The organism is Limnobacter sp. SAORIC-580, assembly GCF_013004065.1.
Classification (GTDB): domain Bacteria; phylum Pseudomonadota; class Gammaproteobacteria; order Burkholderiales; family Burkholderiaceae_B; genus Limnobacter; species Limnobacter profundi.
Map to the genome: position 1 here is coordinate 2,267,848 of NZ_CP053084.1, position 13,121 is coordinate 2,280,968.

Below are 13,121 nucleotides of genomic sequence, written 5' to 3' on the forward strand. Positions count from 1 at the left end.
TAACAATCCCAATTTTTTGTCCTTTTGTATTCAGGAAACGTCGCCACCATGCAAAACAACCCAGACCAGTTCTCATCCAAGATCGGCTTTGTGCTGGCCGCAGCCGGTTCAGCCGTGGGCATTGGTAATTTGGTGGGCTTTCCTGTGGCCGCAGCCAAAAATGGTGGCGGTGCATTCTTGTTACTGTACATTTTTTTCGTCATTGCCATTTGCCTGCCGCTGATTCTCGCCGAGCTTAGTTTGGGCCGCGCCACCAACCAAAACCCTTTGGGAGCATTCAGGCAGGTTTCCAGAAACCACAAAGCCTGGGTGCTGGCTGGTGCTTTGTCGTTGATCACACCATTCATGATTGCCGTGTTTTACAGCGTACTCACAGTGTGGTTGCTGGGCTATTTCCTGCTGGTACTGATAGGCCAACTGGACCAATTGGCCACCCCTGTTTATTTTGGCGGCTTTATCACCAGCCCCTGGATATTTGCCTGCCTTGCGGCGGTCATTGGCATGGTCATTGTTGTGCTCAAAGGTGGGGTGCGCGATGGCATTGAAAAAGCATCCCGTTTGCTCATGCCCATGCTGTTCATCATGCTGATTGGCCTGGCGGTATTTGTGCTCACCTTGCCCAACGCCACTGCAGGTTTGAAGTTTTATTTCACACCGCAACTGGACCGCATTACCTGGAGTGTGGTCAACGGTGCCTTGTCACAAGCATTCTTTTCGCTGTCGCTGGGCATGGGCATTTTGATTACTTATGGTTCGTATTTGCGCAAACAAGACAACCTGGTGCAGTCGGCCAAAATGCTGGCCTGCACCGACACTGGCGTGGCGCTGGTGGCGGGCCTCATGACCCTGCCCGCAATTTTCGCCATTTACCCCAACACCAACCCCAGCGAATTGAGCGATTCCTCGGTGGGCTTAATCTTCTCGTTTTTCCCAAACATTTTCATGGCCATGGTGCCGAAATTCGGATATGCCGTGTCCAGCCTCATCGCAGCCACATTCTTCCTGTTGGCGTTCGTAGCCGCCATTACCTCGCTGGTGTCGATTATTGAGGTGCCAGTGGCGGCCCTGAAAGCCGAGGGCAAGAAAACCCGCAATGCAGCGCTTGGGATTGTTATTGCCGCTGTGTCGATAGGTGCCATGTTCAGCGCCTTGTCTTTTGGGCAAGTGAAATGGCTCAGCGATTTCGCTTTTTATTCCGGTGCCAACAAATCGCTTTTTGACGTGTTGGTTGACGTGTTTTACGACACCATTTTGCCTTTCAACGGTTTGCTGATTTGCCTGCTGGTGGTGTGGCAATGGAAACGCCACAACATGACTGCTGAAATGCTGACCAGCAATAAAAATGCTGCCAGCGGTTGGCTTGAGCGCTACACCCACTTTGCGATTGCATTCTGGATCCCGTTGATTCTGGCCACTGTGTTTGTTGTCACGGTGATCAATAAGTTTTTCAGTTGATCGTCACCACGGCGATCCACTGAATTACTGGCACGCTTAATGCCACTTTTGTGCTGTAATAAGGAAAATCAAAAAATATTCCGGAGACAGCATGAAAACAAACCTAGTCTTGGCTGCCCTTTTCATGGGCACGTCTGCCTTGATGGCAGCCTGTTCAAAAACCCCAACCCCAGTCGATCCCAACAGTGCTGCAAGCCCTTTCACACAGGCTTTTCACGCTGAAGTGGCCAAAAACACCGACCTAGCAGACCCAGCCAACAACGCCGATGCGCGCAAAGGTTTAATCGCAAAGCCCACAGGCAAAGTACTCAACGATGCCGGCGAAGTCATTTGGGATTACGACGAATTCAATTTCATTGAAGGCAATGCCCCCAGCACCGTGAACCCCAGCCTGTGGCGGCAGGCCAGCCTGAACAATCAAATTGGCCTGTACAAAGTGGCTGACCGCATTTACCAGTTGCGCGGCTTTGACCTGTCGAACATGACCTTGATTGAAGGCGACACCGGCTGGATTGTGGTGGACGTGCTGACCAGCGAGGAAACAGCGCGCGCCGCCATGGCTTTTGCACGCAAACACCTGGGCAACAAGCCAGTAACCGCCATTGTATTTACCCACAGCCACGTGGACCATTTTGGGGGTGCACTGGGTGTGCTCAGTGCCGAAGAAGTGGCTGCACGCAACATACCTGTTGTGGCCCCGATTGGCTTTATGGAGGAAGCCACCAGTGAAAACCTGCTGGTGGGTATGGCCATGGCGCGCAGGTCCACCTACATGTACGGCAAACGCCTGCCCCGCAGCCCGGAAGGTTTGATTGACAACGGTTTGGGCAAAGCCGTGGCCTATGGCAAGGTGGGCATACTACAGCCTACGCTGGTGGTGAAAGAAGCCAAAGAAACCCATGTACTCGACGGCCTTGAATTCATGTTCCACAACGTGCCAGGCAGTGAAGCGCCCTCCGAATTCGTGTTTTACCTGCCTACACTGAAAGCTTTTGGCAGTGCAGAACTGTTTGGCCACACCTTGCACAACCTGTACACCCCGCGTGGTGCCAAAGTGCGCGATGCATTGAAGTGGGCCAGTTACATGGATGAAGCCATTGCCTACGCAGGCGATGCCGAAGTGATGTTTCACCAGCACAACTGGCCGGTGTGGGGAGCCGACAATGTGCGCAGCTTCATGGAAAAACAACGCGATGTATACCGATTCATTCATGACCAAACTGTGCGGCACATGAATGCGGGCTACACCTCCATGGAAATTGCGGAGAAGGTTCAAATGCCACCGGCCTTAAACAACTTTCTGAGTGGGCGCGGCTACTACGGCACCGTGTCACATAATGTGAAAGCGGTGTACCAGTTTTACATGGGCTGGTTTGATGCAAACCCCGCCAACCTGAACCCCTTGCCCCCGGTTGAAGCGGCAAAGCGGTATGTGGATGTGGCAGGCGGAATGGATGCTTTGCTGAACAAAGCAGAAGACGCTGTGAACAAAGGTGAATACCGCTGGGCTGCTGAATTGCTGAAACATGCAGTGTATGCCGATCCTGAGAACGCACGCGCCAAGGCTTTGTTGGCGACAAGTTTCGACCAGATGGGCTACATGGCAGAATCTGCGCCGTGGCGTAACTTTTACCTGACCGGTGCACTGGAGTTGCGCCAAGGTGGCTACGCTGAAGGGTTTCAACGCACAGCCTTTCTCGACATGCTGAAACACACCCCCACGGAGCGCTTTCTGGAAGCCATGGCCGCTGCGCTGAACAGCGACAAAGCGGAAGGTGAAGACATTCAAATCAACCTGGTGTTTTCCGACACGCGGGAAAGCTATGTGCTTCGAATCAACAACAGCGTATTGCATCACCGTGCCGGCAAGCCAGAGGACAATTCAGTAGCGACGCTTACACTCAGCAAACCCTTCTTTTTGAACATGATGACCGGTGAGGCGGGTGCGACTGATTTGCTGTTTTCCGATCAAACCAAGATTGATGGCAGCACAATCAAGCTGGGGCAATTTTTTGGAATGCTGGAGAAAGCAACGGGTAACTTCAACATTGTGACGCCTTAACCAAGCCATGGCATGTCAGTAATATTCGGGTTTCCACGATTGGCCTGGAAACCCGAACAACCCTATAGTGTGTAAATGATCAACCGCACATTTATTGGTAATTCACATGGCCGCAACACATTCAACCCTTCAGCCCTTCCACCTTGCATTCCCGGTCACCGACATTGAGGTAGCCCGCAAATTTTATGGCGAGGTGATTGGCTGTGAAGAAGGCCGCAGCGCCCCACACTGGGTGGACTTCAACTTTTATGGTCACCAACTTGTGGCGCATTTAGCACCCGAAGAAGTGGGCTGCAAAGCCAACAGCAGTGTGGACGGCCATGCCGTGCCTGCCAAGCATTTCGGCGTGATTTTAACCATGGATCAATGGAATGAACTGGCCAACCGGCTGAAAGCTGCGGGCACCAAGTTCGTGATCGAACCCTACATTCGATTCAAAGGCCAGGTGGGCGAACAAGCCACCATGTTCTTCATGGACCCATGCGGCAACGCGCTTGAATTCAAGGCATTCGCCAACATGGATCAAATATTCGCCAAATAAATCAGCTTTTTGCGTTTTTCCAGACGGTGTAGGGCTCGTCATTCTTGGTGCGCACTACGCTGTCAACTTCGTCCATGTACACCTCGCGGTCTTTGGAGTTGAACGCCTCAGTGAGGCTGACCATGCCCAGTGAAAATCCCGTACCCACGGTGACGTAACCAAAAGCCCAGTCCTGCACGACACCTTTCTTGTCCACCAGGAAATAAGTGGCCATGCGCTTCTTGCTGTCAAATCCAATTCCTTCACGGGAGTTGTCAAGAATCGCGTTGTTGTCCATGCGATCAGTGAAATGCTTTTTTACCACCATGCCATTGGGCAGTTTTTCCTCGCCAATAAACTTTCCATAAGTTGCATCATTTTGAATTGGCGCGTAGGGCTGGCCAACATGCTTGGCCAGCATGCGCGAAGCAATGCCATGACCCACGGCATCACCCATGCTGTTCAAGGCACCGCATCCACCCACACTCATGCTCACTGCCAAAATTCCGACCACCGCCAATGATGTACAAAACCCCCGAAGTATTGTCGCCATCGCTTGTTCTCCCCCAATGTCTTTGAACTTGTTGAAGCAATTTAAACCCTTCGCCTTACGGGATATATCCTATAAACAGAGTAGTCAATTTGATTACAACATTCAGCAGATTGGCGTAGAGCAATAACGTGCCTAGCATGGTGTTCAATCAACAATATGCGAGGGGACTATGGGGATTCGTCAATTCGGTTTAATGGCTGCCGCTCTTTGTACGGGCTGCGCTTCGATTACTCAAGGCACCAGTCAAACGCTAATTTTTAAAATGGAGCCCCAGCAAACCGTGTGTACCTTGAGCAGGGACGGCGAAGGCGAGCTTGGCGTGGTAACCGGAAAAGAAAACAGCATCACGGTAGGCAAAGACAAGGACGACATCATTGTGGCCTGCAAGGCGCCCGGCTATGAAGACAAAACAATTCGCCTGGTCAGCAGTGCCAGCACAGCAGGGGTGGCCGGTGGTGCATTTATTGATTTGGGCATCACCGACATGATCACTGGCGCCATGTGGCAATACCAAAACGAGATCCGCGTGGCTTTGAACAAGCCAGGCCAGGCGCCCGCCAACACTGACTTTGCCAAACCTCTCTAAAACGATTGCTCCATTTCACGGCGAAACTTCACCGCCGTGGAATTGGCATCAAACGCCACATCATTCCAGCTCACGGCTTGTCCGGCTTTCACGGGTTTGAGCAATTTCACACCATGTGCCAAGCCCAAAGGCAATCCACCCAAGGCCAGCGATTCCTGTGCGGGCATCAGCTTGCCGTACACGGTGTAACCACCCTCACCGTCCAGCAATTCACCAGCCTTTAAATCACGCTTGGCAGTGGCCACTACATCGCCATGCCAGCAAATGGGGGCACCAGTGGCTTCGCCGCGAATACCGATGGACGCCACCGAAATTCCCAATTCCAGACCAATCAAGTGAAAGGGTTTGTACATGCTGGAGTACTGCCCACTGGGATCGGTGATCAAGCCGTATTCCTTGAAGCAGCGGGCCACGTATTCGCTGTCTGCAGCGAAGGTCACATACACCCCCCAACGCAGGTCGCGAAACACCGGGCGTGTGTCACGCTCAACACTGGAGATCACCTCCACTTGCCCGCGTTGATCCAGAATGCCGCCGTGTTCACGTGGCTTCAAAATTCGCGCCAAATCATCCACACCCACTGCCGGAAACTTCAGGCCACTGGGGGCTGCAAGGCCTGTGGCATTGGCCACGGCTGCCATTTCAATCGCGCTTTTGGTGCCATCCAGAAAGCTGTTGAACATTTGGGCGTTCATGCCGCCTTTGGCTGCGTCTTCCGCCGTTAAACCATAGTGGTTCCACACGGTGTCAGGCGTGCTTTCATGATAAGTGGGTAAGTACTTGGTGCCTTTGCCCGCGGCCACGACAGAAAAACCAGCGGCCCGCGCCCAATCCACCATTTCAAAAATCAGTGCAGGCTGGTCGCCATAAGCCAGTGAGTACACAATGCCAGCTTCATCGGCCTTGCGTTTCAGCAAGGGGCCTGCCAGTGCATCAGCCTCCACATTGACCATCACAATGTGTTTTTTAAATTCACAACAGGCCAGCACATGGGCAATGCCCACAGCCGGATTGCCCGTGGAGTCGATGATGATGTCGACAAAGGGCGATTCAATCAGCTTCATGCCGTCGTCAATAATCGCGGTGTTGCCCTGTTTGGCGGCTTGTTCCAAGGAGTTGGCTGCATAGCTTTCTTCTTTCCAGCCCACATTTTGAAGTGCCGCTTTCGCCCGTGCCGGGGACAAGTCAGCAATGCCCACCATGTGAATGCCGGGCGTACGCGGTATTTGAGAAAGATACATGGAGCCAAACTTGCCCGCGCCAATCATGCCGACACGCAGGGGTTTGCCCTCAGCAGCACGCTGCTGAAGCTTGGAGAATAAATTCATGAAAGCCTTTTAGGTGGATGCAGTATTTGCCCACAGAATAACCCGTGCACACAGGCACGGAAAACCCGCAGTATCCCTAGGACAGGCAATTACCTCTCGCGCTGAACTGCATCCCGCAGGGCCTGCACACTGGGCACACCCGAGAAAAACTGTTCGCCTACCGCCAGCGACGGCACCGCTTGAATGCCAAGCTGTTTTGCATATTGCAAATCAGCATCGTGCTGCGCGTTGGCTTGGGGCGAGTTGACAAACTCATCGAGTTCGGCCGGGTTCAATCCCAGATTTGCAAGAATGTTTTTCAGTACCTGATCCTCACCAATGTTCAGGTTTTGCTGAAAAAACGCCTTCATCACGGTGGTCGTGTATTCGTTGCCCTTCCCCTGTTGCTTCGCATATTGCAGCCCCAAGAATGCTTTGCGTGTGTAAGGTTGCGGGGAAACCGTGGGCAGTTGAATGGGCACACCCAGGCGTTCGGCCATGGGGTACACCGACGCCTTCCACACGCGTGGCAGGTATTCATCCTCGGGCTTCAAGGTGGGTGTTGGGTAGGGTCGAAGCTCGAACGGCATCCACTCAATTTCGACTTCTAAACCCTCAATGGCTTTTTCGATGATCGCTTCACCAAGCAGGCAGAACGGGCACACGAAATCGGTCCAGACCTGAATTTTGATGGGTGTAGTCGACATGGGGGTACTCCTGGTTTGAATGCTGCTATTTGTTGGCGTTAGTTTGCCACTTTGGCGGCTTGAACACCGCTCATTGGCTTGCAAGCAATGCCTGTTTCTCGGTCAATATTACCTTGGAGTAGTGATGGCGCTTTAACATTACAACGTTATAATGCTTTGACGTTTTAAAAGGAGTGCCACTGTGAGCAACCTGTCAAAAAGGTCGACAGTTTATTTTGACCCAACCATACACCAAGCCCTTCGAGTCAAGGCAGCCAGTTCTCAACAATCGTTGTCGGAGCTGGTTGACGAGGCAGTGCGTCTTTTCATGAAAGAAGATCAGGAAGATCTTCAGACTTATTCAAATCGTTTGTCTGAGCCTGAAATCAGCTATGAAGCCTTGCTGAACGACTTGAAGAAGCATGGCAAAATTTAAAATCGTCTTCAAAAAATCTGTTGCCAAAGACTTGCGTAGTATTCCGAACCAAGACGTGCGAAAAATCCTTTCAAAAATTGATGGCCTCGCCATCAATCCCAGAGGAGAAGACTGCAAAAAACTCACTGGATCAGACCTGTATCGAGTGCGCTGTTGCGATTACCGAATTATTTATGAGATTAAAAACTCTGAATTGATTGTTACGGTAATCAAGGTCGGACATCGATCGGGGGTTTACAACACCAACTGAATCTTTGCACCTTAAGGCCCCTGCCGCGAGCCTCACTCACGTTCGTCTCTTGCAAGGTCGATTCTCCCAGCTTTTCGCTCACAGGCGAAAAGCTTCGAATCCCCCACGCAAAGTCCGCAGGGACTTTGCTTCTCTCCCGCGCAGAAATGAAAAAAGCCCTGAACTCGGTTCAGGGCTTTTTGTAATTTCTGGCGGAGAGAGGGGGATTCGAACCCCCGATAGGCTATTAACCTATACACGCTTTCCAGGCGTGCGACTTAAACCACTCATCCATCTCTCCGCGGTAAGCGCGAGAGTATAGCAAAGAATCGCCTTGGGTATCCAGTGCATTCTCTCGGCATCACACTTTTCCTTCCGATTCGGGCAGCCGCAACACACGCATTACGGCAGGTGCTTCGTCTTTGCGACCACCCAACAAGGAGGCCACCACCATGGCCAGGGCGCTTAAAGGAATGGTAAACACACCACTGGCCACGCCGCTCAAACCCCCAATTTGCACAGCATCCAGATTAAACAAAGCCATGAACGATGAATTGGTCAGCGCAAGGCAAAGGCTTGAACTGAGAAACCCGGTGCCCATGGCCCACAAGGCCCCACGGCGGGTAGCACCGCTCCAGAAAATACCAGCCACCAGTGGCACAAACAGGCTTGAGGCTGCCAAAGCAAATGCAGAGCCCACCAAGACCACAATATTGCCCGGCTGCAAACTGGTGATCCAGGCGGCCATCAGCGCTGCGCTCAACAACGCAATTTTTGACATGGTCACCCTGCGCTGTGCGGTGGCCTCGGGGTCGAGCACCCGGTAATACAGGTCATGCGACAAACTGCCTGCAATCGCCAGCAACAGGCCATCGGCGGTCGACAATGCGGCAGCAAGGCCACCCGCAGCAATCAAGCCTGATAGAAAAAACGGCATGCCCGCAATTTCAGGCGTAATCAACACCAAAATATCGGGGCTCAAACCGATTTCTGCAAACTGAACCACACCATCCTGGTTCACGTCCTGCAAGGTGGCCAGCCCGGGAGTTACCCGCGACCACGCTGCAATCCAGTTAGGAATCTCGTTGTAACTCAATCCCACCAGGTTTTCGTACACCACCACCTTGGCGATCACACTTAACCAGGGCGAAGCCAGATAAATCACCAAAATACAACCCAAGGCAAACACCACCGACCACCGGGTTTGTGACGCATTCGGTGTGGTGTAAAACCGCATAATGATGTGGGGCAATGCAACGGTCCCACACATCAGGGTAAAAGCCACCGCCAGAAAACTGATCAAGGCCCGGGAATTCGACAGCCCGGAATCGTCTTTGACCGACCCAAAATGCGGCACGCTGGCTTTCACCTTGTCCAGGTAACGCTGCTTTTCCTGACTCCATTTGCGTTTGGCATCTTGGGGGTCTTTGGGGTAGCTGGTCAGCACCCGCTCGGCTGCTTTGATTTCTTGAAACGTCGAGCCGTCGTAACGCGCCAGTTCCAGGTTTTTACGGCGTGCCTCATAGCCTTCCGCCCAAGATGAAGGCAGGGTATCAATCAACAACTGGTAACGATCCGCTTCCCGCAGGTACACACTGCGCACCTCGGCTTCCGCAGGGTCGGCAAAAAATTTACGTTCCTGCGCCCGCACATACTCGGGAAAACTGGTGGGGCCACCATCCACAAAACGCTCGGTGTCGCCTTTGCCGGTAAACCCGATCAAGGCCACCACGCTCACCATCATGGCGACGATCATTACAATGTATTGCGCAACTGCGGTCCAGGTTACCGCCCGCATGCCACCCAAGAAAGAGCACACCAAAATACCGGCAAGTCCGAAGAACACACCGATACCAAACTCGACACCGGCAAAGCGCGACGTAATCAAACCCACCGCGTAAATTTGCGCAATCACGTACACGAAAGAAATACTCACGGTGATCAATACACAAATCAGCCGCACTGCCCTGCCCTTGTCAGGTCCGGCATAACGGGTGGCCAAAAAATCGCCCACTGAAAAAAACGCGAATTTGCGCAGGTAAGGTGCAATCAGCAAGGCAATCAGCACAAAACCGCCTGTCCAGCCCACCAGCAAGGCCAAGGCTTCAAAACCACTGTAGAACAAGGTGCCCGCCACCCCCAGAAAGGAGGCCGCACTCATCCAGTCGGCAGCTGTGGCCATGCCGTTGTACACCGAGGGTACGGTGCGCGAGGCCACAAAGTACTCGTGCATGTCCGAGGTGCGGCTGAGCAGGCCGATCACCGCATAAGCACCCAGCGTGACGAAAATGAAAAAGTAACCAATCCACTGCCGGCCTATGCCGTAGTCCTCCATAATGGCGGCGCCGGCAATGCACACCAAAAAGCCGAAGGTAAGCACCGAGAAAAACCGGGTCAGGCTGAGCGTGAAACTCATAAATTTACTCCCGGTGACTTGATTGTTTCAAACGAAAAAAACCAGTCCACCGAAGTGGAACTGGTTTTCAGGATTGCCAACACTTCCCGGTTCAAGGAAGGGGCCGGTTCAATTAAAGCGGCTTGCCCAATTGATCCAGAATGGCCGGGTTCTCCAGGGTGGAGGTGTCTTGCGTAATTTGCTCACCTTTGGCCAGGCTGCGCAACAAACGACGCATGATTTTGCCTGACCGTGTTTTGGGCAGGTTGTCGCCGAAACGAATTTCCTTGGGCTTGGCGATCGGGCCAATGTCTTTTCCAACCCAGTTGCGCAAGTCCATGGCCAGTTTCTGCCCGGCTTCACCCGTAGGGCGATCACCCTTCAACACCACAAAAGCCACAATCGCTTCACCGGTCAATTCGTCAGGGCGACCCACCACTGCGGCCTCGGCCACCAATTCGTTGGCCACCAGAGAGCTTTCAATTTCCATGGTGCCCATGCGGTGTCCCGAGACGTTCAGCACATCGTCGATTCGACCCATGATGGTGAAATTACCGCTGTCCTTGTCGCGCACAGCGCCGTCACCGGCTAGGTACAACTTGCCGCCCAATTCTTCAGGGAAGTAGCTCTTCTTGAAACGCTCGGGATCGCCCCAAATGGTACGGATCATCGAAGGCCATGGTCGCTTCACCACCAAAATGCCGCCCTGGCCGTTGGGCAAATCACCACCCACTTCGTCCACCACCGCCGCCATGATGCCGGGCAGTGGCAATGTGCATGAACCAGGCACCAGGGGTGTGGCACCGGGCAGTGGCGTGATCATGTGGCCACCGGTTTCGGTTTGCCAGAAGGTATCAACGATAGGGCACTTTTCGCCACCCACATTCTTGTAGTACCACATCCAGGCTTCCGGGTTGATAGGCTCGCCGACTGAACCCATCAAGCGAAGGCTCGACAGGTCATAGCTCTTGGGGTGTACTTTTTCATCAGACTCACAAGCCTTGATCAATGAACGAATCGCTGTGGGTGCGGTGTAAAAAATGGTGGCACTGTGGCGCTGGATCATTTCCCAGAAACGGCCAGCATTCGGATATGTGGGCACGCCCTCAAACACGATTTGCGTAGCACCCACAGCCAATGGGCCATAAGTAATGTAGGTGTGGCCGGTAATCCAGCCAATGTCGGCCGTACACCAAAACACATCATTGGGCTTGATGTCGAATGTCCACTTCATGGTGAGCATGGCCCACAGCAAATAACCAGCAGAACTGTGCTGCACACCCTTGGGCTTACCGGTAGAACCTGAGGTGTAGAGAATAAACAGTGGGTGCTCGGAATCCACCATTTCAGGCGCGCACACATCACTTTGCTTGTCAGCCAACTCGTGCATGTACACATCCCGGCCAGCCTGCATGCCCACATCTGCACCTGTGCGTTTGTACACAATTACATTCTTCACAGCGTCGCAGCCACCCAGGCTTAGCGCTTCATCCACAATCGCTTTCAGGGGCAACTGCTTGCCACCGCGCACTTGTTGATCGGCAGTGAACACCGCCACCGCACCTGTATCCACAATGCGGTCTTGCAAGGCCTTGGCCGAGAAACCGCCAAACACCACGGAGTGGGTTGCACCAATACGCGCACAGGCTTGCATGGCCGCAACACCTTCCACGCTCATGGGCATGTAAATAACAACACGGTCGCCTTTCTTCACGCCCAGGCTTTTCAGGCCGTTGGCAATGCGGCTTACCTTGGCCAGCAATTCCTTGTAAGTCACCTTGGTCACTTCGCCGCCATCGGCTTCAAAAATCAAGGCAACCTTGTCACCCAAGCCAGCATCCACGTTCTTGTCCAAACAGTTGGCCGAAACATTCAATTCGCCACCAGTAAACCATTTGTAGAATGGGGGGTTGGATTCATCCAATACCTGGTTGTAAGCCTTTGCAAACTGCAGGTTTTCTTTGGCCAAACGAGCCCAAAAACCTTCGAAATCCGTTTCAGCTTCTTTGCACAAGGCTTTGTAAGCGTCCATACCGCCAATTGCGGCGCTGCGCTGCCAGTCAGCACTGGGCTGAAACACACGCGTTTCGTGTGACACTGATTCGATCGATGACATCCTGTCCTCCAAGGGTTACTTAGTTTTCTATTAATTTAGTTTGCATAAACAATAGGCAAAAGCTCTTACTCTCACCTTACACCATGGCGCACCACAGCAATTCGCGTTCCAGCTGAGCGCAAGTAGCACCGGTGTAGTTTGGTTCTGCTATAGTTTCCGCCATTACCCGATTAACCATTGCTGCACCGCACACCTGTCACAAAATGGAACAACACACCAAACAACCCATTCCGCTTCTGGCCCGAATCATTTTCTCAAGTCGCTGGCTGCAGTTGCCCCTTTACCTCGGTTTGATCGTTGCCCAAATCGTCTATGTGTATCACTTTTTGATCGAACTTTGGCACTTGGTGGGTGGCACTGCCAGCCATCAACTCGACGAAACCGGCATCATGCTGATCGTTTTGGCGCTCATCGATGTGGTCATGATATCGAACCTGCTGATCATGGTCACCGTGGGCGGTTATGAAACCTTTGTCAGCCGCATGCGGCTTGAAACCCACCCAGATCAACCCGAGTGGCTGGATCACGTCAACGCCTCGGTGTTGAAAGTAAAACTGGCCATGGCCATCATCGGCATTTCCTCCATTCACTTGCTGAAAACTTTCATCAACGCTGAGCAGTACGACACCAAAACTATCGTGGCCCAGTCCGCCATTCACGTCATTTTCCTGCTGTCTGCGGTTGCAATTGCCTGGTGTGACCGACTCATCTCGCAACCAGCCCACGGCAAAGCACATTAAAATAAGGGGCTAAGCACCCAATTTGATCAGGAGCAG

Annotated in this window: 12 protein-coding genes and 1 tRNA gene; 7 read left to right on the plus strand and 6 right to left on the minus strand. The window is 52.8% G+C overall.

Features of this window, described 5'->3' with window-relative positions; all coding sequences use genetic code 11:
• Positions 1 to 48: 48 nt before the first annotated feature.
• From HKT17_RS10620 to HKT17_RS10630, 3 genes are all read left to right on the plus strand, one after another.
• Complete coding sequence (locus tag HKT17_RS10620) at positions 49 to 1,455, plus strand: sodium-dependent transporter (RefSeq protein ID WP_171099978.1); 1,407 nt, start codon at positions 49 to 51, stop codon at positions 1,453 to 1,455.
• Between the two features lie 91 nt (positions 1,456 to 1,546).
• Positions 1,547 to 3,517: an alkyl/aryl-sulfatase gene (locus HKT17_RS10625; RefSeq protein WP_171099980.1), complete on the plus strand. Its 1,971-nt coding sequence runs from the start codon at positions 1,547 to 1,549 to the stop codon at positions 3,515 to 3,517.
• Positions 3,518 to 3,623: 106 nt separating this feature from the next.
• Positions 3,624 to 4,058, plus strand: coding sequence for a VOC family protein (locus tag HKT17_RS10630; RefSeq protein ID WP_171099982.1), 435 nt, complete (start codon positions 3,624 to 3,626; stop codon positions 4,056 to 4,058).
• Position 4,059: 1 nt separating this feature from the next.
• Here HKT17_RS10630 and HKT17_RS10635 read toward each other — a convergent pair whose 3' ends face one another.
• Positions 4,060 to 4,590, minus strand: coding sequence for a hypothetical protein (locus tag HKT17_RS10635; protein WP_171099984.1), 531 nt, complete (start codon positions 4,588 to 4,590; stop codon positions 4,060 to 4,062).
• Between the two features lie 169 nt (positions 4,591 to 4,759).
• On the opposite strand from HKT17_RS10635, the gene HKT17_RS10640 reads away from it, so the two are divergent.
• Positions 4,760 to 5,176, plus strand: a complete 417-nt coding sequence (locus HKT17_RS10640; RefSeq protein ID WP_171099986.1) for a hypothetical protein — start codon at positions 4,760 to 4,762, stop codon at positions 5,174 to 5,176.
• On the opposite strand, the gene HKT17_RS10645 is transcribed toward HKT17_RS10640, so the two are convergent.
• Both HKT17_RS10645 and HKT17_RS10650 read right to left on the minus strand, forming a co-directional pair.
• Positions 5,173 to 6,504, minus strand: coding sequence for an NAD(P)H-dependent oxidoreductase (locus HKT17_RS10645; RefSeq protein WP_171099988.1), 1,332 nt, complete (start codon positions 6,502 to 6,504; stop codon positions 5,173 to 5,175). The genes HKT17_RS10640 and HKT17_RS10645 overlap by 4 nt on opposite strands.
• A gap of 89 nt (positions 6,505 to 6,593) precedes the next feature.
• A complete protein-coding gene (locus tag HKT17_RS10650; protein ID WP_171099990.1) occupies positions 6,594 to 7,190 on the minus strand; it encodes a DsbA family oxidoreductase in 597 nt (198 codons plus the stop codon).
• A 181-nt stretch (positions 7,191 to 7,371) separates the two neighbouring features.
• On the opposite strand from HKT17_RS10650, the gene HKT17_RS10655 reads away from it, so the two are divergent.
• Both HKT17_RS10655 and HKT17_RS10660 read left to right on the plus strand, forming a co-directional pair.
• On the plus strand, positions 7,372 to 7,605 hold the full coding sequence (locus tag HKT17_RS10655; RefSeq protein WP_105029573.1) for an RH3 domain-containing protein: 234 nt from the start codon (positions 7,372 to 7,374) through the stop codon (positions 7,603 to 7,605).
• A complete protein-coding gene (locus HKT17_RS10660) occupies positions 7,592 to 7,855 on the plus strand; it encodes a type II toxin-antitoxin system RelE family toxin (RefSeq protein ID WP_171099992.1) in 264 nt (87 codons plus the stop codon). Before HKT17_RS10655 ends, HKT17_RS10660 begins: the two co-directional genes overlap by 14 nt.
• A 189-nt stretch (positions 7,856 to 8,044) precedes the next feature.
• On the opposite strand, the gene HKT17_RS10665 is transcribed toward HKT17_RS10660, so the two are convergent.
• From HKT17_RS10665 to acs, 3 genes are all read right to left on the minus strand, one after another.
• Positions 8,045 to 8,135: transfer RNA gene (locus HKT17_RS10665), tRNA-Ser, on the minus strand.
• Between the two features lie 60 nt (positions 8,136 to 8,195).
• A complete protein-coding gene (locus HKT17_RS10670) occupies positions 8,196 to 10,250 on the minus strand; it encodes a VC_2705 family sodium/solute symporter (RefSeq protein ID WP_171099994.1) in 2,055 nt (684 codons plus the stop codon).
• A gap of 112 nt (positions 10,251 to 10,362) precedes the next feature.
• Positions 10,363 to 12,345 carry an acetate--CoA ligase gene (gene acs / locus HKT17_RS10675; RefSeq protein WP_171099996.1) on the minus strand — a complete coding sequence of 661 codons (1,983 nt, stop codon included), beginning with the start codon at positions 12,343 to 12,345 and terminating at the stop codon, positions 10,363 to 10,365.
• Between the two features lie 203 nt (positions 12,346 to 12,548).
• On the opposite strand from acs, the gene HKT17_RS10680 reads away from it, so the two are divergent.
• Positions 12,549 to 13,085: a TIGR00645 family protein gene (locus HKT17_RS10680; RefSeq protein ID WP_105029578.1), complete on the plus strand. Its 537-nt coding sequence runs from the start codon at positions 12,549 to 12,551 to the stop codon at positions 13,083 to 13,085.
• The last annotated feature ends 36 nt before the right edge of the window (positions 13,086 to 13,121 follow it).